At 48.9% G+C, this 25537-nt stretch carries 28 protein-coding genes and 3 tRNA genes; 1 reads left to right on the forward strand and 30 read right to left on the reverse strand.

All coding sequences use genetic code 11. The features are described 5' to 3' along the window. Positions 1–7: 7 nt before the first annotated feature. From BUQ78_RS01875 to nadE, 29 genes are all read right to left on the reverse strand, one after another. Complete coding sequence (locus BUQ78_RS01875) at positions 8–691, reverse strand: M48 family metallopeptidase (protein ID WP_074199101.1); 684 nt, start codon at positions 689–691, stop codon at positions 8–10. A gap of 28 nt (positions 692–719) precedes the next feature. After that, positions 720–796, reverse strand: a tRNA-His gene (locus BUQ78_RS01880). Between the two features lie 203 nt (positions 797–999). Continuing rightward, positions 1000–1075, reverse strand: a tRNA-Gly gene (locus BUQ78_RS01885). 132 nt (positions 1076–1207) lie between these two features. Beyond that, complete coding sequence (locus BUQ78_RS01890) at positions 1208–1846, reverse strand: radical SAM protein (RefSeq protein WP_318259453.1); 639 nt, start codon at positions 1844–1846, stop codon at positions 1208–1210. A gap of 229 nt (positions 1847–2075) precedes the next feature. Further along, positions 2076–3434, reverse strand: coding sequence for a 23S rRNA (uracil(1939)-C(5))-methyltransferase RlmD (rlmD, locus tag BUQ78_RS01895; protein ID WP_074199103.1), 1359 nt, complete (start codon positions 3432–3434; stop codon positions 2076–2078). 14 nt (positions 3435–3448) lie between these two features. Beyond that, positions 3449–4009 (reverse strand): 2-oxoacid:acceptor oxidoreductase family protein, encoded by a 561-nt coding sequence (locus BUQ78_RS01900; protein WP_014806605.1) that lies wholly within the window; start codon positions 4007–4009, stop codon positions 3449–3451. Then, positions 4009–4830: a 2-oxoacid:ferredoxin oxidoreductase subunit beta gene (locus BUQ78_RS01905; RefSeq protein WP_074199104.1), complete on the reverse strand. Its 822-nt coding sequence runs from the start codon at positions 4828–4830 to the stop codon at positions 4009–4011. Before BUQ78_RS01905 ends, BUQ78_RS01900 begins: the two co-directional genes overlap by 1 nt. A 1-nt stretch (position 4831) precedes the next feature. Continuing rightward, on the reverse strand, positions 4832–5965 hold the full coding sequence (locus BUQ78_RS01910; protein WP_014806603.1) for a 2-oxoacid:acceptor oxidoreductase subunit alpha: 1134 nt from the start codon (positions 5963–5965) through the stop codon (positions 4832–4834). Beyond that, on the reverse strand, positions 5958–6164 hold the full coding sequence (locus tag BUQ78_RS01915; protein ID WP_014806602.1) for a 4Fe-4S dicluster domain-containing protein: 207 nt from the start codon (positions 6162–6164) through the stop codon (positions 5958–5960). The genes BUQ78_RS01910 and BUQ78_RS01915 overlap by 8 nt, the downstream gene beginning before the upstream one ends. Positions 6165–6330: 166 nt before the next feature. Then, positions 6331–7011 (reverse strand): tRNA (adenosine(37)-N6)-threonylcarbamoyltransferase complex dimerization subunit type 1 TsaB, encoded by a 681-nt coding sequence (gene tsaB / locus BUQ78_RS01920; RefSeq protein ID WP_014806601.1) that lies wholly within the window; start codon positions 7009–7011, stop codon positions 6331–6333. Beyond that, entirely contained in the window at positions 6999–7505 is a 507-nt protein-coding gene (tsaE, locus tag BUQ78_RS01925; protein ID WP_245529593.1) for a tRNA (adenosine(37)-N6)-threonylcarbamoyltransferase complex ATPase subunit type 1 TsaE, read from the reverse strand. The genes tsaB and tsaE overlap by 13 nt, the downstream gene beginning before the upstream one ends. A gap of 3 nt (positions 7506–7508) precedes the next feature. After that, positions 7509–7724, reverse strand: coding sequence for a hypothetical protein (locus BUQ78_RS09980; protein WP_143228303.1), 216 nt, complete (start codon positions 7722–7724; stop codon positions 7509–7511). After that, on the reverse strand, positions 7654–9261 hold the full coding sequence (locus BUQ78_RS01930) for a bifunctional ADP-dependent NAD(P)H-hydrate dehydratase/NAD(P)H-hydrate epimerase (protein WP_074199105.1): 1608 nt from the start codon (positions 9259–9261) through the stop codon (positions 7654–7656). The genes BUQ78_RS09980 and BUQ78_RS01930 overlap by 71 nt, the downstream gene beginning before the upstream one ends. A gap of 2 nt (positions 9262–9263) precedes the next feature. Further along, positions 9264–9632, reverse strand: a complete 369-nt coding sequence (locus tag BUQ78_RS01935) for a holo-ACP synthase (protein WP_074199106.1) — start codon at positions 9630–9632, stop codon at positions 9264–9266. Between the two features lie 75 nt (positions 9633–9707). Beyond that, a tRNA-Val gene (locus tag BUQ78_RS01940) sits at positions 9708–9782 on the reverse strand. 99 nt (positions 9783–9881) lie between these two features. Further along, a complete protein-coding gene (locus BUQ78_RS01945; RefSeq protein WP_074199107.1) occupies positions 9882–10508 on the reverse strand; it encodes a cyclodeaminase/cyclohydrolase family protein in 627 nt (208 codons plus the stop codon). 15 nt (positions 10509–10523) lie between these two features. Beyond that, on the reverse strand, positions 10524–11762 hold the full coding sequence (gene hutI / locus BUQ78_RS01950; protein ID WP_074199108.1) for an imidazolonepropionase: 1239 nt from the start codon (positions 11760–11762) through the stop codon (positions 10524–10526). A gap of 2 nt (positions 11763–11764) precedes the next feature. After that, on the reverse strand, positions 11765–12676 hold the full coding sequence (gene ftcD / locus BUQ78_RS01955) for a glutamate formimidoyltransferase (protein ID WP_014806595.1): 912 nt from the start codon (positions 12674–12676) through the stop codon (positions 11765–11767). Between the two features lie 80 nt (positions 12677–12756). After that, the gene (gene hutH / locus BUQ78_RS01960; protein ID WP_074199109.1) at positions 12757–14283 is read right to left on the reverse strand and encodes a histidine ammonia-lyase; all 1527 of its coding nucleotides are present in this window, start codon (positions 14281–14283) and stop codon (positions 12757–12759) included. A 58-nt stretch (positions 14284–14341) separates the two neighbouring features. Continuing rightward, entirely contained in the window at positions 14342–15331 is a 990-nt protein-coding gene (gene amrS, locus BUQ78_RS01965) for an AmmeMemoRadiSam system radical SAM enzyme (RefSeq protein ID WP_074199110.1), read from the reverse strand. After that, positions 15328–16689 (reverse strand): AmmeMemoRadiSam system protein A, encoded by a 1362-nt coding sequence (gene amrA, locus BUQ78_RS01970; RefSeq protein ID WP_074199111.1) that lies wholly within the window; start codon positions 16687–16689, stop codon positions 15328–15330. Before amrA ends, amrS begins: the two co-directional genes overlap by 4 nt. Before the next feature lie 18 nt (positions 16690–16707). Further along, a complete protein-coding gene (gene queA / locus BUQ78_RS01975; protein ID WP_074199112.1) occupies positions 16708–17772 on the reverse strand; it encodes a tRNA preQ1(34) S-adenosylmethionine ribosyltransferase-isomerase QueA in 1065 nt (354 codons plus the stop codon). 8 nt (positions 17773–17780) lie between these two features. Beyond that, the gene (locus BUQ78_RS01980; protein ID WP_074199113.1) at positions 17781–19199 is read right to left on the reverse strand and encodes a SpoIID/LytB domain-containing protein; all 1419 of its coding nucleotides are present in this window, start codon (positions 19197–19199) and stop codon (positions 17781–17783) included. A 30-nt stretch (positions 19200–19229) separates the two neighbouring features. After that, a complete protein-coding gene (locus BUQ78_RS01985) occupies positions 19230–19454 on the reverse strand; it encodes a DUF2905 domain-containing protein (protein ID WP_014806589.1) in 225 nt (74 codons plus the stop codon). Positions 19455–19483: 29 nt separating this feature from the next. Beyond that, entirely contained in the window at positions 19484–20521 is a 1038-nt protein-coding gene (ruvB, locus tag BUQ78_RS01990) for a Holliday junction branch migration DNA helicase RuvB (RefSeq protein ID WP_014806588.1), read from the reverse strand. A 19-nt stretch (positions 20522–20540) separates the two neighbouring features. Further along, positions 20541–21131: a Holliday junction branch migration protein RuvA gene (gene ruvA, locus BUQ78_RS01995; protein ID WP_014806587.1), complete on the reverse strand. Its 591-nt coding sequence runs from the start codon at positions 21129–21131 to the stop codon at positions 20541–20543. A 3-nt stretch (positions 21132–21134) separates the two neighbouring features. Then, positions 21135–21632: a crossover junction endodeoxyribonuclease RuvC gene (ruvC, locus tag BUQ78_RS02000; protein WP_074199114.1), complete on the reverse strand. Its 498-nt coding sequence runs from the start codon at positions 21630–21632 to the stop codon at positions 21135–21137. Positions 21633–21637: 5 nt separating this feature from the next. Continuing rightward, positions 21638–22390: a YebC/PmpR family DNA-binding transcriptional regulator gene (locus tag BUQ78_RS02005; protein WP_014806585.1), complete on the reverse strand. Its 753-nt coding sequence runs from the start codon at positions 22388–22390 to the stop codon at positions 21638–21640. Positions 22391–22422: 32 nt separating this feature from the next. Continuing rightward, a complete protein-coding gene (gene nadE, locus BUQ78_RS02010) occupies positions 22423–23163 on the reverse strand; it encodes an NAD(+) synthase (RefSeq protein WP_074199115.1) in 741 nt (246 codons plus the stop codon). Between the two features lie 132 nt (positions 23164–23295). Between nadE and BUQ78_RS02015 the strand changes: the two genes are divergently transcribed. Continuing rightward, on the forward strand, positions 23296–25002 hold the full coding sequence (locus BUQ78_RS02015) for a radical SAM protein (protein ID WP_074199116.1): 1707 nt from the start codon (positions 23296–23298) through the stop codon (positions 25000–25002). Here BUQ78_RS02015 and BUQ78_RS02020 read toward each other — a convergent pair. Next, positions 24981–25529, reverse strand: a complete 549-nt coding sequence (locus tag BUQ78_RS02020; protein WP_159432088.1) for a hypothetical protein — start codon at positions 25527–25529, stop codon at positions 24981–24983. The two genes, BUQ78_RS02015 and BUQ78_RS02020, sit on opposite strands and share 22 nt — an antisense overlap. Positions 25530–25537: the final 8 nt, after the last annotated feature.

The following is a 25537-nucleotide window of genomic DNA, read 5'->3' on the forward strand; positions in this document are numbered from 1 at the left end:
ATCTGATTTATAAATTCAATAGATACCCATTCTTTTTAAGCCACTCTATATGCCCTTCGTAATCGGGCATCAGCATTCTTACTTTATCCCAAAAGGATTTTGCATGATTTCTTTCTTCCAGATGAACAAGCTCGTGAATGACAACGTAATCTAGGACCGACAGGGGAGCCATTATCAACCGCCAGGAAAAGTTCAAATTTCCCCTAAAAGAGCACGAACCCCATCTTTTTTGAGCATCGGTTATGCCGATTTTATTGTATGTATATCCCCGTTTTTCGGCATAGAGGTGAACTCTTTCGGAAATTTTTTCAAAGGCTTTGTCTTTATACCACTGGATAAATGTTTCTTTTGCGCGTGGAAGCGCATGTCTTGAAAGATGAAATGCTCCTTCTAATTTCAACGGTTCACTTTGGTCTTCTACTATATTTAATTCGTAGTATCTGCCTAAATACAGAAACCCTTCCCCGTTGACGAATTCTTTTGGGAAAAGTTTTTGGTTTCTAATAGAGGCCTCTTTTTGCTTTTTTTCGACCCAACGCCTGTGTTTCGAGACGATCTCAGCGATCGTCTCGTCGTCAAGGTTATGTGGCGCCCTGACGATCAATTTGGCATCGTCCGTCACCTGCAAGGCTATCGTCTTTCTTTTCGTTCGGATTATTTTCTCGATCTGCACTTTCGAGGGCTTAATCATCTCAAGAATCCAGTCGGAAACATAAAAATGGGGTGAGCGAGGGGACTTGAACCCCCAACCCCTGGATCCACAGTCCAGTGCTCTTACCAGTTGAGCTACGCTCACCGTTTGTGTAGATTATATCATATTTCCATTCATCTCACGGTAGGGCCGGAAGATTGGGTTCCAAGTTCTTGGTTCCCAAATTCCCTTTGCCTGCGCGACATATATTACCATGCCCGCTTTTTATAAGTCAAATTCAATCCTAAATCTCTAAAAAGACATAAAAAATCCCTGACTGGCATTAAGACCAGTCAGGAACTCAAACCTGGAGCGGACAACGGGATTCGAACCCGCGACCCTCGGCTTGGGAAGCCGATGCTCTACCAGCTGAGCTATGTCCGCCTGCACATAAATTATATTGAGAAGGTGCTCCTTTTGCAAGGATCAAGACATCTATCGAGATATAACTTCTTCACGATCGACGTAACTAACCCGATGATTGTTAATATAATCACACGATCTAAAGCCATAACACTAAATATCAAGCAAGGCCCTTGATATTTCCTCAAGTCTCTCGTCGGTTATGCTAAATTTTTTCTCAAATCTTTTGTCGTTGATTTTTGCAACGATAATCTTGTCGGGAGAAATTTCCCGAATTATGTCCTTCAACTTCTCAATTGATCCCGGACCATCGCTACAACCTTTGATGATGGTGATTTCAAATATGAATCTCCCTGCATATTGCCTCCTAAAAGAGGCCATGTTTGAGATATATTCAGCCAAAGTATACCCTTTTATAGGTCGTTGGAGACGTTGAAAGTCCTCTTCCGACAATACCTTTAGCTCGCCTACAACCTCATCGCAACGATTGGCAATTTTCATGTATTCACTTCTTCCAAGCAAATAGCCGTTAGTAAACAGCCTTACAGCCTTACCATTAGCCTTGATGAGATCTATGATGTCGTCAATTCTATCGTTTAATAGGGCTTCTCCCTTTGAGTTAATGAAGATCAAATCTGGATTCAAAGCATTTATATTGTTTTCCAGCTCAACTATTGAATTATCCGTCCCAGGAAATGATCTTTGGACATCTGTTTTGTGTTGGGACCTCCCGATGGGACAAAATACACAATCAAAATTGCAATATTTTTCCGGAAGTATATTTACTTCCAATACTTTTCTTCCGTCCTCTATATAAATATCCTTATAGCTAAAATAGCTCGAGGAATTCATTGTGATATCACGCTCCTTTTGGCAATACACCACCTTACTCGTTCACTTCCACCCTTGCATAGCAATGTCAATTTTGTGATTTTGACCTCATTAGCTACTTTTAGGTCATAAGAACTTTTGCGTACATCTCTATCTTATAGTTTAGGCGCACCAATGTCTCTTTTATCTGCTAAGCCCTCGCCATCAATGCCACGCACTCCACGTGGCTAGTCTGAGGAAACATATCCAGGGGCGATATACCTACCGGCTTGTACCCCAGTTCGATGAGGATTTTGCCGTCCCTTGCCAGAGTAACCGGATTGCAGGACACGTATATTATCTTGTTCGGCTCGATCTTACCTATAAAATCCAAAACGTCCCCATGACAACCAGTCCTGGGAGGGTCCAAAACTACCGTATCAAAGCCGTCTTTAACCTTTTGTGTAACCACCTCCTCGGCTTTGCCGCATAAGATGGTCACGTTAGACAGGCCGTTTTTTGCCATATTGTGCGACAACGACTTGCAAGCTGGCCGCCATTCCTCAACTGCTACAACATGCCGGCACATTGAGGCCAAAAAGCACGTTATGGTGCCCACGCCGGAATAAAGCTCCAATATACGACCACTGCCAGCAGCGTGTTCGGATACAATTTTGCATATGTTACAGGCCTGTGGAACATTTACCTGAAAGAAATCGGTGATCCCGTAGCATAACTCAAAAGCACCAAGACGTTCCTCCAGGCTATCGTCTCCTGCCAAAAGGAGCGTAGAGGGTCCCCATACGAAATTGCCCCCAGATGCATTTATGTTCAGCAAGATGCCCTGCAAGTTGAACGGCTTATCGTCAACCAGTTGAGCAGAGATGCGCTTCAGCCCGTTTAACTCCGTGGGATAGGGCTTGCGGCTCAAGACCAAAGCCATTAAAGCTTTTTGGTTTGAGAGTGACGACCTGACGACGACATTGCGAACAAGACCTTTACCGCGATGTTCATCGTAGAACGTAATGTCGCTATCTTCAATGGCGCATTTCGCCAAGCGATAAATGTCATTCAACAGTGGGTCCAAAATGGGGCAATCATCTATCTCCACGACTTCGTGCGTACCTTTGGCGAAATAACCCAGCTTCTTCCTTCCACCTTGATATCGGGCTTGAAAGATTGCCTTGTTCCTGTATCTCCAAACCTGTGGACTAGGAAGGGTAGGCTCGACGTCAAAATCAGGCCATTTGCCTATCCTGCCAATGGCCTCCACAACCAGCTCATTTTTAATATGAAGTTGATGATCGTATGAGGCGTGCTGCAGGTCGCAACCGCCGCACGCCTCATAATATTTGCATTTAGGAGGTACGCGATAATCACTGGACTTGAGGATGGATTCAATCACAGCTATGCCATAATGCTTTCGTCGTTCCACAAACTTTGCCATGACGGTCTCGCCGACGAGGGCCCCGGGGACGAAGACCACATAGCCATCCATCCTCGCTATGCCCCGGGCCTTGCTGTCCATCCCTTCTATGGTTAAAGCGACCTTGTCATCGAAGGAGCTCATAATGTTCGAACGAATTACAGCTTCTCCTTCATCAGGGCGTATCCAAGCTCGAAGGCCTTAGTATTAAGCTCTTCAGTGCCCTTGGGCACACGATCCAAAATGGCCCTTCGAACGGACTCAGGTTTGGCCAGCTGCCACTTTTCCAGCACTCTGGCTATGGTCCCAAGTGCGACCATGTTCGTGACAATTTCCCTTCCCATTTCCTCTCTGGCCGTCCTGACGATAGGAAGGGAATATACGTTGGCATTTATCTTAGGTGGTTCGGTCACGAAGAAATCGTCCACTATGACTATGCTGTTAGGCAAAGCATCATGGACGTATTCGTCGCAGGCTTTCTGAGTCAATATGACCTGCAGGTTTGGATTTGTGACTTTGGGATAGTCAATCTTGCCGCGCGATACCACAACTTCAGCCTTAGAAGCCCCACCTCTTGCTTCGGGGCCATATGCCTGCGTCTGCACCACATTTAAACCCTCTTCATAAAGGGCTAAAGCTTCTCCAACTATGACGGCCGCCAGAATAACTCCCTGACCGCCCGAACCTGCTATACGAATTTCATAACGTTGATCGTTCATCAACGATTACCCCCTAAGCTTTCGATCAATTTCATATATTGTTCTACGTACTCAGGCAGATCCGCGTTTACGAACTCTCCGATCACTATCTTGCCTTCGAGCTCTTCCTTTGACATGGTGGTAGCCTTGTTGTACATCACGCTATTTTCTTTGAAAAAGTTGATATTGTCTATGGGCCTTGGCCTCTTGTTCTTACGGCCAAACTGGGTATGACAATGGGTCACAACCTCAACTACGGCAAACCCCTTTTTCGAGATGGCAGTCTTGACGTATTTTTCAATGAGCAAAGGATGAGCTACAGTCGCCCTGGCCACATAAGAAGCACCAGCTCCGGCAGCAAGTTTACAAATGTCAAAGGGAACGTCAATAACCCCGTAAGGAGCCGTCGTGGCATAAGCGCCAACCGGTGTGGTCGGCGAGGCCTGCCCTCCGGTCATCCCATATATATTGTTGTTCATTACGACTGCGGTGATATCTATATTTCGCCTACAGGCGTGGATGAAGTGATTGCCCCCTATGGCCGTGCAGTCGCCGTCTCCCATCACGTCGATGACCGTCAGCTTGGGGTTGGCCAATTTTACGCCCGTCGCGAAGGGCAAAGATCTTCCATGAGTAGTATGCAACGTGCAGGCATCTATATACCCCGGCATTCTGCTTGAACAACCGATGCCCGATGCGATGACCGTCTCCTCTTTCTTCTTGCCCAGATCGACGAGCGCCCTCAATATTGCGTGCATTATAATGCCATGACCACAACCGGGACACCAGATATGTGGGAAAAAGCGAGCACGCAACCAATCTAATACTTCTTGGCTAGGCATTTTAGGCAACCTCCTTGATAAATTCAAAGATTTCCGATGGCCTGAAGAGCTCGCCGTTGACCAAGCCCTTCGCAAAAACTTTTGCCCTTCCGCTTACCACTCTTTCGACTTCTAATACCATCTGGCCACAGTTGAGCTCCGGCACCAACACAGCTTTTACGTTATTTACTAAAGCTTGCAGTTCCTTGTCCGGGAAAGGCCACAGTGTCACAGGCCTAAAGAACCCTACCTTTAAGCCCTTGCTCCTTGCCTCTCGGACTGCGCTAAGGGCAGTACGTGACACTGAACCATAGGCGACCACAATCATGTCGGCATCGCTGACCTCATATGTTTCATATCTCACTATTTCGTCCCTAAAGCGCCTTACTTTCCTAACCAGCCTCAAGATCTTCCTTTCTATGACCTCTGGATCATTCGTGGGAAAGCCCCATTCGTCGTGAGTCAGGCCCGTAACATGCCACCTGTACCCATCGCCGAAGGCAGCCATAGGAGGAATATCATCTTCGGGATCGGGCTTGTAGGGGACGTATTCCTCGGGTCTCGTCTTAGGCCTCTTACGATTCAGGACTGTAAAAGTACCATCATCCGGAACGATTATCTTCTCTCTCATATGGCCTACAACTTCATCGCCCAAGAAGATTACCGGTTGCCTGAACCTTTCCGCCAAATTGAAGGCCTCTATCGCGAGTTCATAGCACTCCTGAACGGATGCTGGGGCCAATGTAATGGCCTCATGATCGCCATGAGTCCCCCATCTGGCTTGCATCACGTCCTGTTGCGATACCTTTGTGGGTAAACCTGTGGAAGGTCCCCCTCTCATCACGTTTACGACCACAATAGGCACCTCGGCCATATAAGCTAATCCCAGGTTTTCCTGCTTCAAAGAAAATCCTGGTCCGGATGTCGCGGTCATCGCCTTGTAACCAGCCAATGAAGCTCCAATCACTGCCGCTATACTGGCTATTTCATCCTCCATTTGGATGAACCTTCCACCGACCTTCGGCAACTCAAGCGCCATGGTCTCGGCTATCTCAGACGACGGGGTTATTGGGTATCCGCCGAAAAACCGGCATCCGGCGGCTAGCGCTCCCATTGCCACTGCCGTGTTGCCTTGCCAAAATTGGACTTTAGGCATCAAGCTTCGCCTCCTTAACCGTTACAGCAAGATCGGGACAGATATTTTCACATTGATGACATCCTATGCAATCGTCCATCCTTACGGGCTCCGATTTGACCCTCTCGTTAAATTCAAGAACCTTTTTGGGACATATGGCAATGCAAAGCCCGCACCCCTTACACCACGCCTCATTAATGCTAACCGTGAACTTTGCCAAAGGAGACACCACCCTCCACGGAATCTGATTATCGTTTAGCAATTCCATGGTAAATTATGACGATAATGGAATTATCATGCAAATAAAGACATGATCTTGCTATTGCAAATATTCAGACATATTATATAAGCCATGAGCCCATCTATCAGATATATGCCATCGGCACCTATTTATATGGTTCCCTTATGTATAACGCACGTATCTCCAAAGGGCTTTTAGCTTCTTTCCGAAGCCTGAAGCCAAGCTTGGCCACATTACCTCCCCGGACACCCCTTGAAAACAAATGCACCCCTTCGGGTTTCATTTGAAATCTATTGATATCATCTCCCGCGACAAATACTTGACGCGACTCCTTAACGTAGTTATTTGCGAAGGATAAAATGGTCTTTTCGTCGTAAACCCCTGGGCTTTTCAGTTCGATAAAACCTTCTCCATTGCTTTCTAAAATGGACGCGTAATACTCGTGCCCTCTGGCCCAAATCACCGGTATGACGACCGCATTTCTCGCGTAAACGAGCTCGTAAGCCAAAGCATTCAGTGAAATAATAGGAACGATCGGCACTTCCAGTGCAAAGGCAAGGGCCAAGGCGTAAGACAATCCAACTCGCACGCCGGTAAAATAACCTGGCCCAATTGTGACAGCCACGGCATCCACATCCGTCAGGGTAAATCCTCCAAAACTGAGTAAATTTTCTACCAGATTGGGAAGAAGTGCAGACTGATATCTCCCTATGTCGAAGGACATCTCCCCGACCATAAGGTCGCCCTTGGCACAACCAACAGCCGTATACCTTGTTGAACAATCAATACCCAATATAAGACAATCCGTAGATTCTAAACACCCCATGACGATACCCTCTTATTGAAACGTTTTAACGCTTCGATAGCAGTTTCCCCTGAAGCTCTAATTAACACCTTTCGACACTCTCTTTTGACCATGTCATCTTCATAGGAAATGACGACATGCCACCACTCGTTTACGAAAGGGAAATACCCTGGTTTCCCCCACTCTATGGCTACCAAGAAACCGTTATCGACATATTCCTCGATGCCAATGCTCTCGATTTCTGATTCTTTGAGACGGTAAAGATCAACATGTGCAATAGGCGGATCGGTGGGATATTCGTTGATCAAGGTAAAAGATGGGCTTCGTACATCAGGCCAACCTAAAGCAAGGGCAATTCCTCGAACCAGCATTGTCTTTCCAGTACCTAACTCACCATCCAGGTAAATGACCAAACCAGGAAATATGACCGCACCAATAGCCCTGCCGAAGTTGATCATCATCTTGGGAGACGATATAAAATAGGAGTAAGGAAAATCCATATGTGCCTTCACCACCAATCATGTTTTCCTTCTAAATAACAATAGCACGCCCAAAAGGCCAAAGAGCACTATCAGCACATATAAAGGAATACGTGCACGAGAGCCCTGGAACCTAAAGCACATGAAGAAAAGCGCCGTAAGGGCAAACGACAGAAAGGTAATTTTAAATCCGCGAATTCTTGTCCTTTCGGTCTTCTTCAGCTCCTCTTCCCAATCTATTCGTCTTCTTGCCATATCTCATATCTCCCATTAGGGACCTTATTTCGTCGGCGATCTCCCTGGAAAGATTTCCATCGAGCCCCTTCTTTAACTCCAACAGCTCTCCTGCCCTTCCGTGAAGCCACACGGCTAAGCTCGCTGCATCCATGAGTTTCAAATTAGACGCCCAAAAAGCACCGATCACGCCGCTTAGCACATCGCCGGATCCCGGCGTGGAAAGTGCAGGACTGCCCGAATCTACCACTCTATGCTCGAATCCATTGGTAATTACGCTGTGATAACCTTTTAACACGCACGGGCCAAACCTTTGAGAGAGCCTTTCTGCCGATTCCAAGCGATTTTCCCCAATCCATGAAGGTTTGCAGGCCAGCAACCTCGCTGCCTCTCCTTCATGGGGAGTTAAAATTACGTCGTCTTTTCTTTTTAACGTCGAGGATGATACAGAAAGTGCATAAAGCGCGTCAGCATCGCAGACCATTTTTTTATGCCATCTTTCCCATAACAGGGACACCAATGCCATCGTATCCTCTCCTCTGCCCATGCCGGGACCTACGACAAGCACATCTATGTTGCTTTCCAGGGCATTCAAGGTCTCAAGCGCCTTTACAGACAAGGTCCTTTTATCCGACCTGACAGGAAGATATATGGCTTCAGGCAGAAACTGGCCATACTGCAGATATACCTCCTCAGGAAGGATCACATAGACGATGCCGGCTCCCGCCCTTAATGCACCAAGGGCGGAAAGAGTAGGAGCACCCCTGTAAATGTCGGACCCGCCCAAAACGGCCACACAACCTCTATCGCCCTTATGTAATCCTAAGGGTCTTTCCGGTAAGGCGTTGCAAGAGGCATTTTCATCCCATAAAAAACACCTGTTTTCAAACGTCAAAGCCCCAAGCATAGTGGGTACGCCAATGTCGACGAGGATGACCCTTCCGGAGCAAAAGGCGCCCGGTGCCACATAAAGGCCAGTTTTGTGAACGTGCATCGTAAGTGTCACGTCAGCCTTGACCGCCAAGCCGGGAATGCGTCCCGATGAGGCATCCACACCGCTCGGCACATCCACTGAGACGATGAAAGAGGCTCGACGCAACGCCCTTATCAACCTGGCCACTTCCCCTTCCGGGGCCCCCCTGAAGCCTACTCCCAGGAGAGCATCTATGCATATATCTGCCCCATCTATTTCGCCTTCAAGCTGCGAATCCGATAAGTCCTCCGAGAAGGATATGCCTCCTCCAAGTTTCATGAAGGCGTTTGCGTTGATAAGTGCATCACCCTTGTAAGATTCAAGCATGGGAAGAGAGGATATTGCCTTGACATCAAACCCCTCGTTAAGTAAATGCCTGGCTGCAACGAACCCATCTCCGCCGTTATTCCCCGGGCCCGCAAAGATCAAAACCTTGCCTTTGCCTCGTCTTCTTAAAGACTGCGACACAAAGGACGCCACTGCTCTGCCGGCGTTTTCCATCAGGACCGAACCTGGGAGGGAAAGTTCCTCCATGATCATCCTGTCCACCAATTTAGCCGTTTCGGCACTGCAAAGAGGAATCATGTTCATGCCTCCAACATGACAAAAGCTATGGCCATATCCCGTTCATGGCTGATTGAGAGCCAAGCTTTACTTATGCCTCTTTCTGCCAGTATTTTGATTAATATATCATTAAAACTGAACTGCGGTTCGCCCATTTTGCCGTGAACTACCCAGGCGTTTTTCAATCCCATGTCCCACAAGCCCAACGTCAAGGCCTTGGCCAGGGCCTCCCTGGCAGCGTAATAGCCAGCGAAGTGCTGTTCAGGACAGGCCTTCGAAAGAGCAAAGGAAATCTCTTCTTCGGAAAAGACCCTTTTCAAGAATTTCTCAGATCGAATGTGAAGCTTCATCCTTGGTATGCTGCACAGGTCCACTCCAGTTCCCTTTATCACGATGCCATCAACTCTCTTTCTGAGGCTACAAAAAAAGGAGTCTAGCTTTCAGACCAGACTCCTTTTATGCCCTCATGGTGGGTGGTGCAGGACTCGAACCTGCGACCTCTTCCGCGTCAAGGAAGCGTTCTCCCTCTGAACTAACCACCCAAATATGCCCCGTCGCTCGACTAATACACTTTATCAAACCCGTTCATCATTGTCAACAGGCCTGGCCTTGCCGCTTCGCCTTAAAGATTGCTTTGTAAATTATAAATTTTCCTCAACCTTTTTGAGTCCTTCGCCTACAACGGCGTCGATCTCCTTTATGAGGTTTTCCAACTCCCTCCTGGTCTTATCGCAAAAATCTTGATCCCTGACCCCCGCCAGGTTTATCCTCACGTTATAAGCAGCAGCTTTGGAAGAGGAAGAAGATAACAGCAAGGCAGTACCGCCATCGGTAATCGCGTTCACGTTTCCACCCTCCACAGCCCGTTTGGCATATTCCGCAAGTTCACAGCAAGACTGCAATGTCTTCATCGGAACAAGTGCAGCTTTTTTCAGGGCTTCCTGCATGGCGGCGCTCCGCCTGGCTTTTTCCTCATCGCTATTTTTAGGAAGCCGCATTGCATCCATGAAGTCGTTGAAGGCTGCGGTATCTTCGTCCATTAAGGCCAAAAATCTATCGCGCAAATCATCGGCCTTCCCTGCAAGCTCTTCCATGCACGTCCATTGATCCTTATACTTTTCCTTTCCAACGGTAAGCCTTGCGACCATGGCAACCAAAGCTGCTCCCAGAGCTCCTCCAAGGGCGGCAACGCTTCCGCCGCCGGGAGCAGGAGAGTCTGACGCCAGCTCCTTCAAAAACTCCTCTATGGACATCTTCATCATAGACATGCCATCACCCCTCGATCAAATCTTTTTTCCCATTTTATACACTTCTTTGACGTTCGTGGCCCCAAGATGATAAGCCATAACGCCGGGCGTTTCGCCTTCCAAGACTACAAAGTCCGCCTTCTTGCCTCTCTGAAGGCTTCCAACCTGGCGGGCCATTCCTATGGCGTAGGCGGCATTGAGGGTAGATGCCGTCAATGCTTCCTCCATCGACAAACCCATGCCCAATACGGCAAGCCTATATACCATCTCCATGGACTCGCAATAACAGGAACCGGGATTGCAATCCGTGGCCAGGGCCACCGGAACGCCCAATTCCATCATCCTCCTTGCGCGGGCAAAGGGCTTCCTCAGACTAAAGGCCGTGGCAGGCAAAAGGACGGCCAAAATCCCATTTTGAGCCATAGCCCTTAGACCTTCATCGCTTGCAGCAAGAAGATGTTCTGCCGAGTCGACCTTGAGCTCTGCGGCAAGCTTCGCCCCTCCCAGATCATAAACCTCATCTGCATGAAGCTTTAAGCCCAAGCCGTATCCTCTTGCTGCCTGCAGGATCCTTCTTGCATCTTCTACAGAAAATACACCTTCCTCGCAAAAGACATCACAGTACTTAGCAAGGTTACGTTTCGCAACGTAGGGAATCATTTCGTCAATCACAAGCTCCACATAAGCCTTGGGGTTGTCCTTGTATTCCATCGGAATGGCGTGAGCTCCCATGAAGGTGGGCACAACGTCAAGCGGATTGCCGTTCAGTTGGCCTATCACCTCGAGCATCTTGATTTCATGCTCGAGGGAGAGGCCATAACCGCTTTTTATTTCTATGGTGGTGATGCCGCTTTTTGCTGCCCTTGATACGACTTCTTTCGTATTTTCGTAAAGCTCCTCCTTGCTGGCCGACCTCACCTTATCGACAGTCGATAGTATCCCGCCACCCATCTTTAGGATATCGAGGTAAGAAGCGCCTTGGAGGCGCATGACGAATTCCCTTTCCCTCGTCCCCATAAAACAAGCGTGCGTATGAGGATCGACGAAGCCCGGGATGATGCATCTGCCTTCGAGGTCTATTTCCTCGACTTCCTCACCGGAAGGCAGGCTTTCCAAGATCTCCCTTTCTTGACCAATGCTGGCGATATAGCCTTCTTCGACTATCAAGGCCCCCTCTTCTGTGACGGCTACATATCCCATTTCATTGCCAGCCAATGGCTTGCCGTCATCTATGGGAGTATATATGCGCGCATTTCTAAAAAGCTTTAAGGTCATCATCAATCCCTTCCCAATAAATCCAAAAGCCTCAATTCTATGACCTGATTGGGATCAAAATCTGCTATTTGCATGTAATAAGATGTGCTTTCAAGTAGAGCTGCCGCAGGGACCATACCATAAACTTCCGTTTCGGCTATCGAAATACCCCAGCGTTTAGCTTCAGCCTTAATTAACTCTAACACGCGATACAGCGCATTCTTCTCGTAATCGACTATGTTCATGCTGACCTGCGTCATGCCTCTCTCCTTGAGCTCAAGCCCGATGGCCTTGACCGCAGAAAATCCGCCGCTTGACGATCTAATTGCCTTGGCAATTGCCTTGGCTATATTCACGTCCTGAGTGTGCAAGTTCACGTTAAAGGCTACCAGAAACTTCCTTGCTCCTATCACCGTAGCCCCGGCAGTAGGATGTAATTTAGGTTCCCCTATATCGGGGTGCCTCTCAGGCTTGATTATCTCTTCCTTTAAGACCTCGTACTGCCCCTTTCTGATCACTTCCAGGTTGCGCCGTTCAGGTCTTAAGGCCGACTCTTCATAGAAGTAGACGGGAACCTTGGTCTCATCGTGAAACAGTTGGGCAAATTTCCTTGAAAACTCTACACATTCCTCCATGGTGGTGTTCCTCAAGGGAACAAAGGGGATTACATCTACGGCGCCTATCCTAGGGTGAGCACCCTGATGTTTGTTTAAATCTATGTTTTCTATGGCAACCTTGGCCGATTTGATGAGCGACTCCTCAAGGGCCTCCGGCTCCCCGACCAAGCTCACGACAAGGCGATTGTGATCGGGGTCTGCCCTGTAATCCAGCAAATAACATCCCTTTGTCTCCTTAAAGGGCTTAACTATGGCCTCTATCACATCCGCACGTCTGCCTTCGCTGAAATTTGGAACGCATTCGATCAACTTCACCATGAATCACAAACCTCCTGGTTTAAGTAATTAAGCTATTATTATGCCAATAAGGGCATTCATAACGTCCTTTGGTGCGACGCTCAGTCAAGCTCCCCTATCTCACCTTCAACTGCATTTATAATTTCACCGCTCTCCACGAGCTTTACGACCTCGCTCACCAGTGGGGCCATGAAGGCATCTTCCTCAAGGAAGGGCACCTTTTCCCTGATGAGCTGATAAGCCCTGTAAACCCCCTTGCCTGGTTTAAGGGGCAGGCTAAACTCCAGGGCCTGAGCTGCGGCAAGCATCTCTATGGCTATGACCTTTTGGGCGTTGGACAAGATGTTGCGAGCCTTTCTTGCAGCGTAAGCCCCCATGGATACGTGATCTTCCTGGCCGGCCGAGGTGGGAATGGAATCCACCGAGGATGGGTGAGCCAGTACCTTGTTTTCGGAGACGAGGGCTGCACATACATATTGAGGTATCATAAATCCGCTGTTCACGCCGCTGTTTTCCATCAAGAAGGCGGGCAATCCTGAAAGCTTGTGGTCTACAAGCCTTGCAACACGCCTTTCGGAGATGTTAGCAAACTCAGCCACGGCGATGCCCAAAAAGTCCATGGCCAACGCTATCGGCTGAGCGTGGAAGTTGCCACCGCTCAAGGCCTCGCCGTCGGCGGGAAATATCAACGGGTTATCGGTTACGGAATTAATCTCGATGTCTATCTTTTGGCGAACGAAGTCCAAGGCATCACGGCTGGCACCGTGCACCTGCGGAATGCACCTGAGGGAGTAAGCATCCTGAACCCTCGCAGCCTTGAAGGCCTCTATAATCTCACTTCCTTCGATGAGACGCCTGACGTTCGATGCGCTTGCTCTTTGGCCAAAGTGTGGCCTCAAGTCATGTGTCCGCGGATCGAATGCGTAAGGAACGCCATGGAGCGCTTCAAGCGACATGGCCCCCGCTATGTCGGCTACCTTGGACAATTTTAGCGCGTCATATAGGGCTAAGGAGGCTACCGCCGTCGTGGCGGCCGTACCATTGTTTAAGGCAAGCCCCTCTTTGGGTTTAAGCTTAATGGGCTTGAGGCCGGCTTGCTCCAGGGCACGAGCAGCCGACATCCTTTGGCCCTTGTAAAAGACCTCCCCAAGGCCCAAAAGGGCTATGGCCAGGTGAGACAGAGGACACAAATCTCCGCTGGCTCCTACTGAACCCTGAGAGGGTATCACCGGATGGATACCGCAGTTTAACATATCGACCAGGAGCGACAAAGTCTCCAGGCTTATCCCGGAAAAGCCCCTTATCAGGGTATTTATGCGAAGCAACATAATTGCTCGAACAACGGCTTCATCGAAGGGATCTCCCACTCCGGAAGCATGACTTTTAAGCAGGTTCTCCTGTAGGGTCTCGCTCTGTTCCGAGGGAATAGTGACGGAAGCGAGATCGCCAAACCCGGTCGTAATCCCGTATACGACCCTGCCTTCCTCGACCCACTTCTCCACGATGGAAGCCCCTCGCTGCACAAAGGCCTTTGCTGCCGGATCCAAGTCCACCCTGCAACCGCCCCTGGCAACCTTAACGACGTCTTCCAACGTCAAAGAATGACCGTTGAGGTGAATCGTTTCCATGCCTGCTCCTCCCTAAAGTCTAAAGATTGGAATTCGTTATTTAAAGTATGCCATAAAATCAAAAAAGTACAATCCCCAAATCACTACCGCACCCGGGACAGGTGCCATCAGGATTTACGGCAAGCAACTTGACGTCATAGCCACTCCTTTTTATGGCCAGCTTTCCGCATCCGGGGCAATGAGTATCGCAGTCATCAGGCACATTGCCAAGGTACACGAAGTTTAAGTATCTTAAGGCGATCTCCTTCGCCTTTTTCAGCAGCAAAATATCTGTAGGCGGCTTATTCCACTTATATGCCGGGAAATACCTTGAAATATGAAGCGGAACGCCTTTTCCAAGCTCACCGGCAATCCAGGAGCACATCTTCTCGAACTTGGACAGGTCATCATTGATGCCCGTTACCAAGAGATGCGTTATCTCGACATGTACGTCACAGCTGACCATAGACTTCAAGGTAGACTGCACGATCTTCAGGTCGCCTCCAAGTTTCCTGTAAGTTGTCTCGTCGAAGGCCTTGAGGTCAACGTTTGCAGCATTAATATGAGGAAGCAGATCCTTCAAAGGGGAGGAATTTATAAGGCCATTTGTCACCAAGACGGTCCTTATTCCCTCTTTTTTTAAGGCGGGCATGGCATCCGAGAGATATTCAAAACATATCAGCGGTTCGTTATAGGTGAAAGCAACCGCCCCGGAACGGTATTTTTTTGCAAGGGATATCAGCTCATCCACCCCAATGTAGGACATCTCGATTTGACTCACCCAGGTGGAGATATGCCAGTTCTGACAAAAGGGACAACTCATGTTGCACCCCACGGAACCCAAAGATAGGACAGGTTTGCCCGGCAAGAAATGATATAAGGGCTTTTTTTCCATGGGGTCCATGGCAACGCTGGAGAACATGCCGTAAGTTAAAGCTTCCAACCCTTCGTTCGGCACATGTTCGCGAACGCGACAAAGTCCCCTCTTGCCGGAAGGTATCAGGCAACCATGGGGACAGAGATCGCACCTGACATTTTCGTCCTCCCAATGCCAGTAAAGGGCCCTCATAGATCTTTTTCCACTTCCTCGTAGCGCTCAACTGTAAATCTGTAAATCTTAGCTCCTTTTAGAGAGCTTATTCCGGCCTTCTGGGCTGCAATCTCTAGCTGATATTCCACGGTGTCAACCCCTTCCAGATCGGGAAGAAGCACGCCCTTCCTAAGGCCTTTCTCCACCACTACGCCGTAAACTTTAGGGTCAAGCTCATCGACAGAAGCCACAAGCTCCAGGTCGCTCAAGACGTCCACCGAAAATCTCACTCCCGCCAGTTCCTCTTCGCTTAAGGGCATGAACCTAGGGTCCTCAAAAGCCGCCGCCAGTGCGTTATATATGATCTCCGAGGCCAAATTTTCCCTGACCGGGCTAATTGTACCTATACACCCCCTTAAAGAGCCGTCCAACCTTTTAATCGAGACAAAGCATCCTCGCCTTTTGCTCCATAAATCCACCTGAGGAGATAACGAAAATGCCTGCGAGGGGTCCAACACCTGTTTCGTCTTAAGATAATGTTCCACAGAGAGCCTTGCAAGCCTAACGTAGGGATGCGACTCGACGCCGCTTGAGCCGCCCTTTGCAGCTTTCGTCGGCATCCATATGGCCGTACAGTAACCTACCCCAAAGGGACCTTCGTAGGACAACACGGAAATGGGTTCACCCTCTGCCATGCCAAGAAATGCCAGAGCCGAACGCAGGCCGCACTCCCCTGCTCGTTCGATCTCATCTTCAGGCAGGGACAGAAGCTCTTCGGCGTTCGAAGTTTCAAATGCCCTTACGACGGCAGCGTCGAAATCCTTGGCCCTAGGATGATATCCGGCAGGAGCGGAAGGAATTAGCCTGTGAGACAGATCTCCGCTAAATATGATGCCGAGGTTTTTGTCGTTTGCATCAAATCGCCTCAAAAACTTGCCCAAGGTGTAACTTTCCTCGTAATCCAATCCCAAAGGATTCGCTATAACTACCTTGGACAACGTCCCCCATGTCCTATTTAAATAATAAAGCGGAACGAAGGAAGCGTGATCTAGTTCGACAAGCCGCCCCTTCGATCGACTGACAGGCAATCCTTTAGACTCCATATATTCGGCTAAGCTTGAGGCTAGCTCCGGATCGCCGTCGACTTCAAGCCTACAGTTGCGTGCACGAAACATCCCCATGTCGCCCTTAAATTGGTTTGCGCAGATCACGTGCAATCCCCTGCCCATGGCATGATGGGGCGTCAATATTATTAGCGAATCGGGCAGTTCGTCCTTCAATCTTTTGGCAATTTCTTTCATGCCCTCTATCGTCTTGACAGCGGCCGCTTCCTCCCCTCTTCCGACTTCGGGTATTATGATGGGCGGATGCGGCACAAAGATGGCCCACCTCCACAATTCGATCGCCTCCAAACATCAAATTATGAGCATGGCATCCCCAAAGGAATAAAACCTGTACCTTTCCTTTACCGCCTCTCGGTATGCCTTCATCGTCAAATCGTAACCTGCCATGGCGGACACGAGCATCAACAAGGTGCTTTTTGGAAGATGAAAGTTCGTTATTAGCCCATCAATGACCTTAAACTCATAGCCCGGAAATACAAAAAGTTCCGTGCTTCCCTTACCTGGTGAAATAATACCTTTGTCTACGGCTGCCGACTCCAGGCACCTCACTACCGTGGTTCCGACGGCTATGATGCGCCTACCTTCGTATTTAGCCCTGTTTATCGAATCAGCAGCGCTAGATGAAATGTGATAATCTTCGCGATGCATTGCGTGTTCCTTGATGTTTTTTACCTTAACGGGCCTAAAGGTGCCCGGGCCTACGTGAAGCGTTATATATACAAGTTCGATCCCTGCTGAGGCCAATCTCTTAAGAAGGGATTCAGTGAAATGAAATCCGGCCGTCGGGGCGGCAACGGAGCCATCGACTCGAGCATAGACTGTCTGATAACTCTTCAGGGCCTTATCGTTCTCACTTACATAGGGCGGAAGTGGCACCTTGCCTTTCTTTGTAATTACGTTGTAGGGAGAGTCATTGCCTATTATTTGGACCTTTCTCATTCCCTGGTCCAATCTGTCAAGGATCAAGATGGAAGTTTCAGAATCGATGATCACGCTGTCGCCAGCATTTAACCTTTTCCCAGGGCGCACCAATGCCTCCCAACAGCTGAAACCATCATCCAATGGCTTGACCAACAGCACTTCGGCCTTGCCACCGTTTTGATTTTTGCGCCCCAAAAAACGCGCCGGTATTACCTTCGTATCGTTCAAGACCAAAACGTCACCTGCTTTTAGGTAATCCGGTATCTCGTAAAATACCCTATGTTCGAGATTGCCGGTTTTTCTATCCACTACCAGCAACCTTGAACGATCTCTAGGTTCAACGGGATATTGGGCTATGAGTTCCTCGGGAAGCTCATAATCATACGCCGAAATGTCATAGATATCTACCGTAGTACATCCATGTCTTTGCAACATAAAACACCTCAATAAAGCTTTTGTAGCTGTGTGCCGGGATAATAGTACTTCACGATCTTCTCGGCCGACCAGCCGTTTTCCGCCATCGCCTTAGCTCCCCACTGACACATGCCAACCCCGTGACCCCAGCCCTTCCCCTGAAAGACGAACGTCGTGCCTCGCGCTACCCCCGTTGTGTCCCTGTCAGCCGATTCATCGGGCATTTCCCACTGAGGCCAGAGTAGCTTGGGATCTTTTTTGCTTGAACTTTCGGGGGTCGATGGCGCAAGGGCTTTGCCCCCCCTGCGTGCTAAGGCTTTTTGTACATACTCTTCCTTCTTTTCGGGATGAAGCAGCATATCCAAGAGCTCCTCAGATGTGAACGCACCTTCCCTGGTTAGCGTTATCAATGTGGAGCTTTGAGACTGAGCGCCGTCGGGCTCGGAAGGTTTTGGAGCAGGCTTTACAACCCTTGGCGCCTGCCCGTCGGCACTGACTGTAAACATGGTACTTTTAAGTTCTTTGGCACCCAAAGCCATCCTGAGATCATGGGATTTGATGGTCTTTCTTCCCCTGCTTCCGACGATCTCAACCGTCTCAACCCTGCCACCAGGGCCAAATTTTGCGGGTCTTATCTCAAATACAGAACCCACGTCTATGCCAGCCCTTGAAAGCCTTCTGCCAATCTCGTCGCCGCTTATCTTTAACGACCAAGACGAATAGGGGGACTGATATTCGAAGGGCTCCTGCACCGACCTTAGATAGGGGATGTCCTGTCCCCAAACAGACTGGACGTTGCTCGTCCAGCCACCGCTATCTGAATGAAAAAATGTAGCTGCAGGCCTCCCTCCATAGTACAACACCATTCCCCTCGTGCTTTCTATGGCTTGCGTCAATCTTGAGTCCTCAGCGCTTACCCCCCTATAGGGAAGGCAGTGATCAGTAGCACACAGGTCAAAACCCGCGCTGCCATGTCTTCCCCTTTCTGCCAATGCATAAGTCCTTGCCGTAATTGCCTGGGCCCTCAGTGCTTCCATGGGCCAATTGGGATTTACCTCTATCTTTAAAACGCCCTTTAGGTAATCTTCGATCGGCAGTTCGTTTACAACCGTAAAGGAGTTGCTGCTCGCCACGAGCCTGAATATCCCCCTATAGGGCTTGCCATTTAGATAAAGCAAGCCCTTCGACTTTACGGTCACCGGAAGAGCTAGTGTTTTTCCGCCAACCGCTATGTTGTTACGCCCTCCAGCGCTGACGGAGACGGTACCCCGAAAACTAGCCTGCTTGCCGGAAGCATCGTAAAAAGTGATGCTGTTTGCCTTAAGAGTACAGTTAGAGACTCCGCTTGCCAGACCAACGGATACGCTTGGCTCTCCTGCGAAACCCATAGGAACGAAAAATGCTCCAAGCAAAAGGAAAGCCAAGGCAATCTTTAGATAACGCTTCATGAACGCCACTCCCTTCGATAGCTTACTTCATCACCTGAACCATCGGCCCAATAAATTTAACACGATGGATAGCACCAGGCTTAAAATCAACATGCTGACAATGGGAAATATTATTACGACATTCTTTTTGCGAATCACTATATCTCCAGGCAGATGTCCGAAGGAAATTCCGCCTTTACCCGCAAAGTAAAGGGCAACCCCTATAAGCAAGATGAAAAATCCGAAAATGATCAGCATCTTTCCCATATCCTGCATGATGAACACCACCATCTATCAATAATCTCTCAAAAAAGCGTCAGGTTTTCATCTTTTTCAGGAAAGGCCTTGACACGCTCAATTCCTAGGAGGTCGTAGGCCTTTTTTGTGGCAACCCTACCGACCTTGGTCCGCTCGATCAGCCCGTTTCTAAGCAGAAAAGGTTCGTAGATTTCCTCTACGGTCCTTTCCTCCTCGCTCATGGCTGCCGCCAAAGTTGAAAGTCCAACAGGTCCTCCGCCGAAAAGCTCAATTAGTACGCTCAAAAGCTTTCTTTCCTGCTCATCGATCCCATTCTCATCGATCCCAAGTAAATCCAAGGCATACTTAGCGATCTGTAGGTTTATCACCTTCATCTTACGGGCATCGGCCACATCCCTAACCCTTCTCAGCAAACGCAGCGCCACGCGAGGCGTACCCCTTGATCTTCTGGCTATCTCCACGACAGCTTCCTCATCGATGGTCACGGACAACACGGATGCACCTCTAAGCACGATATTGGCAAGCTCATCCACGGAGTAGTAATCTAACTGTTCTACAATGCCAAACCTCCCCCTCAATGGAGCTGACAGCAACGTGGGCTTGGTAGTAGCTCCTATCAAGGTAAATTTCGGCAACGTCAACCTGATACTCCTGGCCATAGGCCCCTTCCCAATTATTATATTCAACGAGAAGTCCTCCATGGCCGAATAAAGGACCTCTTCCACATGAGGAGAAAGCCTGTGAATTTCGTCTATGAAAAGTACGTCCTTTAGCTTGAGGGATGACAGTATGGCTGCCAAATCTCCGGTACGGGAGATCGCGGGGCCTGTCGTGGTCTTAAGCTCGCCCCCCATCTCGCGGGCAATCACTCCCGCCAGGGTGGTCTTACCCAAACCCGGGGGTCCGCAAAAGAGCGAATGATCCAAAGGTTCATCCCTTGCCTTGGCCGCTTTTATGAATATGCTCAGTTTATTGACTACCTTGGCCTGGCCGACGAACTCATTCAGCCTTTGGGGTCTGATGAAGACGTCCTCCTCCATCGACAGCGGTTGCTCGCTCACCAGCCTGGCCGAACTTTTCTTCATATGACATCACTCCGAACTGCTATCCTATCAAAGCCCTTAAGGCCTGCTGAAGCAATTTTTCCTCCGACTGACATGCGATGTCTTGGCTTTTCTCCAAGATTCCTATAGCCTTGTTTATTTCTCCGTCGCTGAAATTAAGCTCCTTCAAGGCCAATCTGATTACCTGAAGTTTATCGTTTGCCTCAGGCAGGTCGGTTTCGCCTGCAAAAACCTTTTTAACCTTATCCTTTAATTCAAAACAGATTCTCTCTGCTGTCTTGTGACCTATGCCGGGAACCCTTTCCAGCCTCTCCGGATTTTGATCCTGTATGATCTTTACCAATTCAGGCGCCGACAGCCATCGAAGTATAGATATCGCCGTCCTGGCTCCCATGCCCTTTACGTTCTTTAACATCAAGAAAAATTCCCTTTCCGAATAATCGCCAAAGCCAAAGAGCAAAGGGCCGCTTTCGCTTATATGGAGGTAGACAGGCAGGGTCACCTTATCTCCCACCCTACATAAGGAGAGGGCTTCACGAGAACAGGTGACCTCCAGTCCAACACCCGCAACATCTATTACTACCAAATTTTCTCTGATGTTTACGATAAGCCCTGAGATGAACCTGATCATGCCTTAACACTTGCCTTCGGCAAGGCGCTGAACCTTGAAGATTGAGATCCCAGCTATCGCTACGGCTAAGGCATCGGCCGTATCATCTGGCTTAGGCACGGACTCCAACGACAGTATGCAGCGCACCATCTCCTGGACCTGCGACTTGCTCGCCTTACCGTAACCGCATACGGCCATCTTTACCTCTGATGGGGTAAGCTCGACTACCGGTAGCCCTTCTTGTGCTGCCACGAGCAATATGACACCCCTCGCCTGCCAGACGTTTTCTGCGGTAGTCAAATTTTGCCCGAAAAAGAGCCTTTCCATGGCCAAGACGTCAGGCCTGATCGTTTTCACACGATTTTTTAACTCCTCGTAGATGAGACTCAAACGATCTTGAACCATTAAATGGGAGTCCGTGTCGATACAACCGTAGTTTACGCTTGACAATGTGCTCCCTCTTTCTTCGACGAAGCCAAAGCCCACCCGACCGATGCCTGGATCAATGCCAAGGCACAGCATAAGCTTTAAGCGCTCTCCAGCTGATCAAATATTTCATCGGGTATATCGAAGTTGGCGTATACGTTTTGGACATCATCGTGATCCTCGAGGGCATCAAGAAGCTTTAACAGCTTAGAGGCATCGTTTATATCGGTGACCGAAACTGTGTTCTTCGGTATCATCGTTATCTCGCAGCGATCGATCGGGTAACCCTTTTGAGATAAAAATTCGCTGACCTCGTTCAAGGCAGTGGGATCGGTATATACTATAAACGAAGAATCTTCCTTAACCACATCTGAGGCGCCCGCCTCAGCTGCCGTCATAAGAAGTTCATCTTCATCGACATTGGAGGATATGTAGATCGCCCCTCGCTTCTCGAAGACCCAGGAAACGCAGCCGGCCTCTCCCAACGATCCGCCATGCCTTGTGAAGATATAACGCATGTCCGAGGCTGTGCGATTGCGATTATCCGTCATGGCCTCGACCAGTATGGCAACACCGCCCGGACCATAGCCTTCATATATAACCTGTTCGTAGGAAGCGCCCTCTATCTCGCCCGTTCCTCGCTTGATGGCCCTTTGGATGTTCTCCATGGGCACATTGGCCTCCTTGGCCTTTTCTATGGCGTTTTTAAGAGCAACGTTGGCAGAGGGGTCTCCCCCTCCTTCCCTTGCGGCCGTGATGATGGCCTTCACCAACTTTTGAAACAACTTTCCTCGTTTGGAATCCTGTGCAGCCTTTCTGTACTTTATGTTAGCCCATTTAGAATGTCCTGACATGTAATTATCACCCCTTAGCGGAAAACTTCGCATTAAATTTTGCAAATGGGAGGCATCTTGCGCTTATGCTCGCTTTTCCTTCTGGCTCTTTCGACGATCTCTCTTACCCTTTCATCCCCTTCCCCCGTGACCAAATATCGATCGATCTCATCGTAGGTGGCACCCAGCTCTCCTTCGTCTGTCTGTCCGGGCCACAACCCTGCAGAGGGGGGCCGACTTATTATAGGCGCTGGAACGCCAAGATGGCCAGCAAGCAACCTAACTTCGCCCTTCAGAAGATCGCCCATGGGAAGCAGATCGACACCGCTGTCTCCGTGTTTCGTAAAATACCCAAGTTCTAGCTCATCCCTATTACTGGCACCACAGACCAAAAAGTGGCAATTTTGCGCAAAGAAGTACAGCGTCGTCATTCTAAGTCTTGGTTTAATGTTAGCCATCGCTAAAGCGTTCATACTACCTCTTTCAAGGGGCATGGCGTCCAAGAGTGCTCGATAGGCAGGAGTCAAGTCTACCTGCTGCACCGGGACAAAGCAACTTTTGGCCAACATAAGAGCTAAATCGGCATCTTCGGGCTGACTTTCACATGGCATTATCACGCCTAATATGTTATTATATCCCAACGCCTCCTTGGCCAATAAGGCCAGAACGGAGGAGTCCAAACCGCCGCTCAACCCGAATACCGCTCCCCTTGCGCCGGCCTCTTTCACCCTATCCCTGATCCATGCGACTATGCGTTCTTTTAGGTAAACAGGGTCCCTGTAAATGCCGTTCAAGTTTGCACCTCCCGGTTAAGTTCATACTTGATATTAGCCTAATATTGATATAGATTTTAACATAATCCTTTGGAATAACCGGCAATTTTATATGGGCTCCCGAAGAGAGCCGAGAAAGAAAGGAAGTTTTCCATGCCCTTTGGAGTCATCTTCGACGGATACGTCGATGAACCTGCGTGTCTAGGAGTGCCCCCATACGTTTCTCCTTACGTTCGATATTGCGCGGGCGTTCTGAGGTACTTCAATTACAATATCGCTTACTACACCTGCGATCAGTGGAGAGAGGATCGCAATGCAGTAGAAGACGATTTGGCAAAGGCAGATATAATCGCAATAATAGCAGGCCTTACCGTACCTGGTCGCTACAGGGGCGGTTCTCCCCTTCTTTTGAGCGAGCTTCAAAATATAGCGGCCTTAAAAAGGAAGGGGTTAATTTTCTTGGGCGGCCCAATAGTTGCCGGATATGCATTGCAGGGCGGAAGAAATGCATTAAAGCTGGATTTAGAGGACATCGATTGCCTGGTCACAGGGGATATAGAGGAAGTCTTATTTAGCTACCTTTCCAAGGGAGAAATTGTGCCCCATTTGAAAAGGCACGGCTACGACGGCGTAGACCTTTGGAGCAAGCTTGGCAGCGCAGTGGTAAGGCTTCACCCCTGGTATCCTTGGATAATGGCGGAAATGGAGCTATCTAGAGGCTGTGATCGCATAGGAACGCGCTGCTCTTTTTGTACCGAGGGAAGATTTGGCATATTCGAGGAAAGGTCGACGGAAGGCGTCTTAGAGGAAATGGAATCGCTATATAGGGCAGGAGTAAGGGCCTTCAGGTTTGGCAGATGCTCCAACATACTTACTTATCACGGCATAGCATCACATAAGGGAAGAATACCCAACCCCCTTGCCCTTGAGGAGCTTTACAAGGGTTCAAGGCAGGTTTGTCCTAACTTAAGCGTGCTTCATACCGATAACGCAAACCCAAAGACAATAGCAGACTTCCCAGATCAATCAGTCGAGGCCATAGGCGTCATATCCAAATACGACACTGAAGGAGACATCCTTTCGTTCGGCATCGAAAACTTGGACCCCTTCGTAAGGAAGATCAATAATTTGAAGGTCGACTTCGACGAGGCCATCCTTGCCGTAAGGTTGGTGAACGAAGTTGGCGGATGGAGGCCCACCCCTAGAAGTCTTCCGAAGGTCTTGCCTGGCCTTAATTTTCTGGTTGGCCTTGCCGGAGACACTGACAAGGCACTGGAAGTGAATTCCGCCTTTTTGAGGCAGATCTTGGACGAAGGCCTGGCCGTTCGGAGAATAAATATAAGAAAGCCCATGGTATTCGATGGAACTTTATTAAAAGATTTACTGCCCACATATCCAAATAAGGTGAAAGAAAGCCGTTACAAAAAGTGGAAAGAATGGGTGCGAGACGAAATAGATCGGGCATTTCTGCAGCGCGTTGCCCCAGTGGGGTGTATATTAGAAAATGTGCGAGTGGAGGAAAAATCCGGCAAGCTTTCATTCGGACGACAATTGGCCACCTATCCGCTTTTGGTTGGGATCGTCGACGAAACATTGAGGCTTGGGGACATTACAACGATCTCTATCGTCGATTACGGCAGGCGATCCGTCACGGGGATACCCTTTCCTTTGGATATAAACAATTGCCCCGCAAGTTCGTTAATGGCCATACCCGGCATAGGAAAAGCAAGGGCAATGCGAATAATGCAAGGGAGGCCTTATTTCTCGATAGGAGAATTAAAGGAAGCCCTCGATGACGAAAGCCTCATCGATGAATTAGCGCCTTTCCTGTCGATAGATCATACAGCCCATTCCCAATAGGGCGCTTTGCATGAGGTTTCCTTGTGGCCTTCACGCCAGGCTGAAATGCCACACTTGCCGTCAAAAAAGGAGTAAGCGCAGGCTGCCTTTATGCCCAATTCCGACGATATGCTGCTTAGGCTTAAGTTTAACTTAAAGGCCTCGTCCTCTCGATCAAGCAGACATGAAAGCAGAAGTAACTCTGCATGCATACTGTAAAATTTATATCTGATCGAAGGATCGCAAAATGCTTTCTTTGATACAAAAAGGATTCTCCTTCCCAAGAGGTCAAAAAGATGAAAGTCGAATCCCTCCTTTTTTAAATTTCCCGAATCGTCGCATAGAAATAGTTTCGCCGTTTCGTCTTCGTCAATCACACCCCCGGCGACATGACATATGTTTTGCAGGGCAAAATCAGGCACCTGAGGACGCAATACATCTTTCCCCATAGGGGGCAGAAGGAGCAAATTTATCGCCCTAACATCCATCTTACAGAGCTCTTCGACAGATAGCGTTGTTAATGCTACACTTAAAGCGTTTCTCATCATCTCGCATC

Origin of the sequence: Acetomicrobium flavidum, from assembly GCF_900129645.1 — a bacterium.
Taxonomy (GTDB): domain Bacteria; phylum Synergistota; class Synergistia; order Synergistales; family Acetomicrobiaceae; genus Acetomicrobium; species Acetomicrobium flavidum.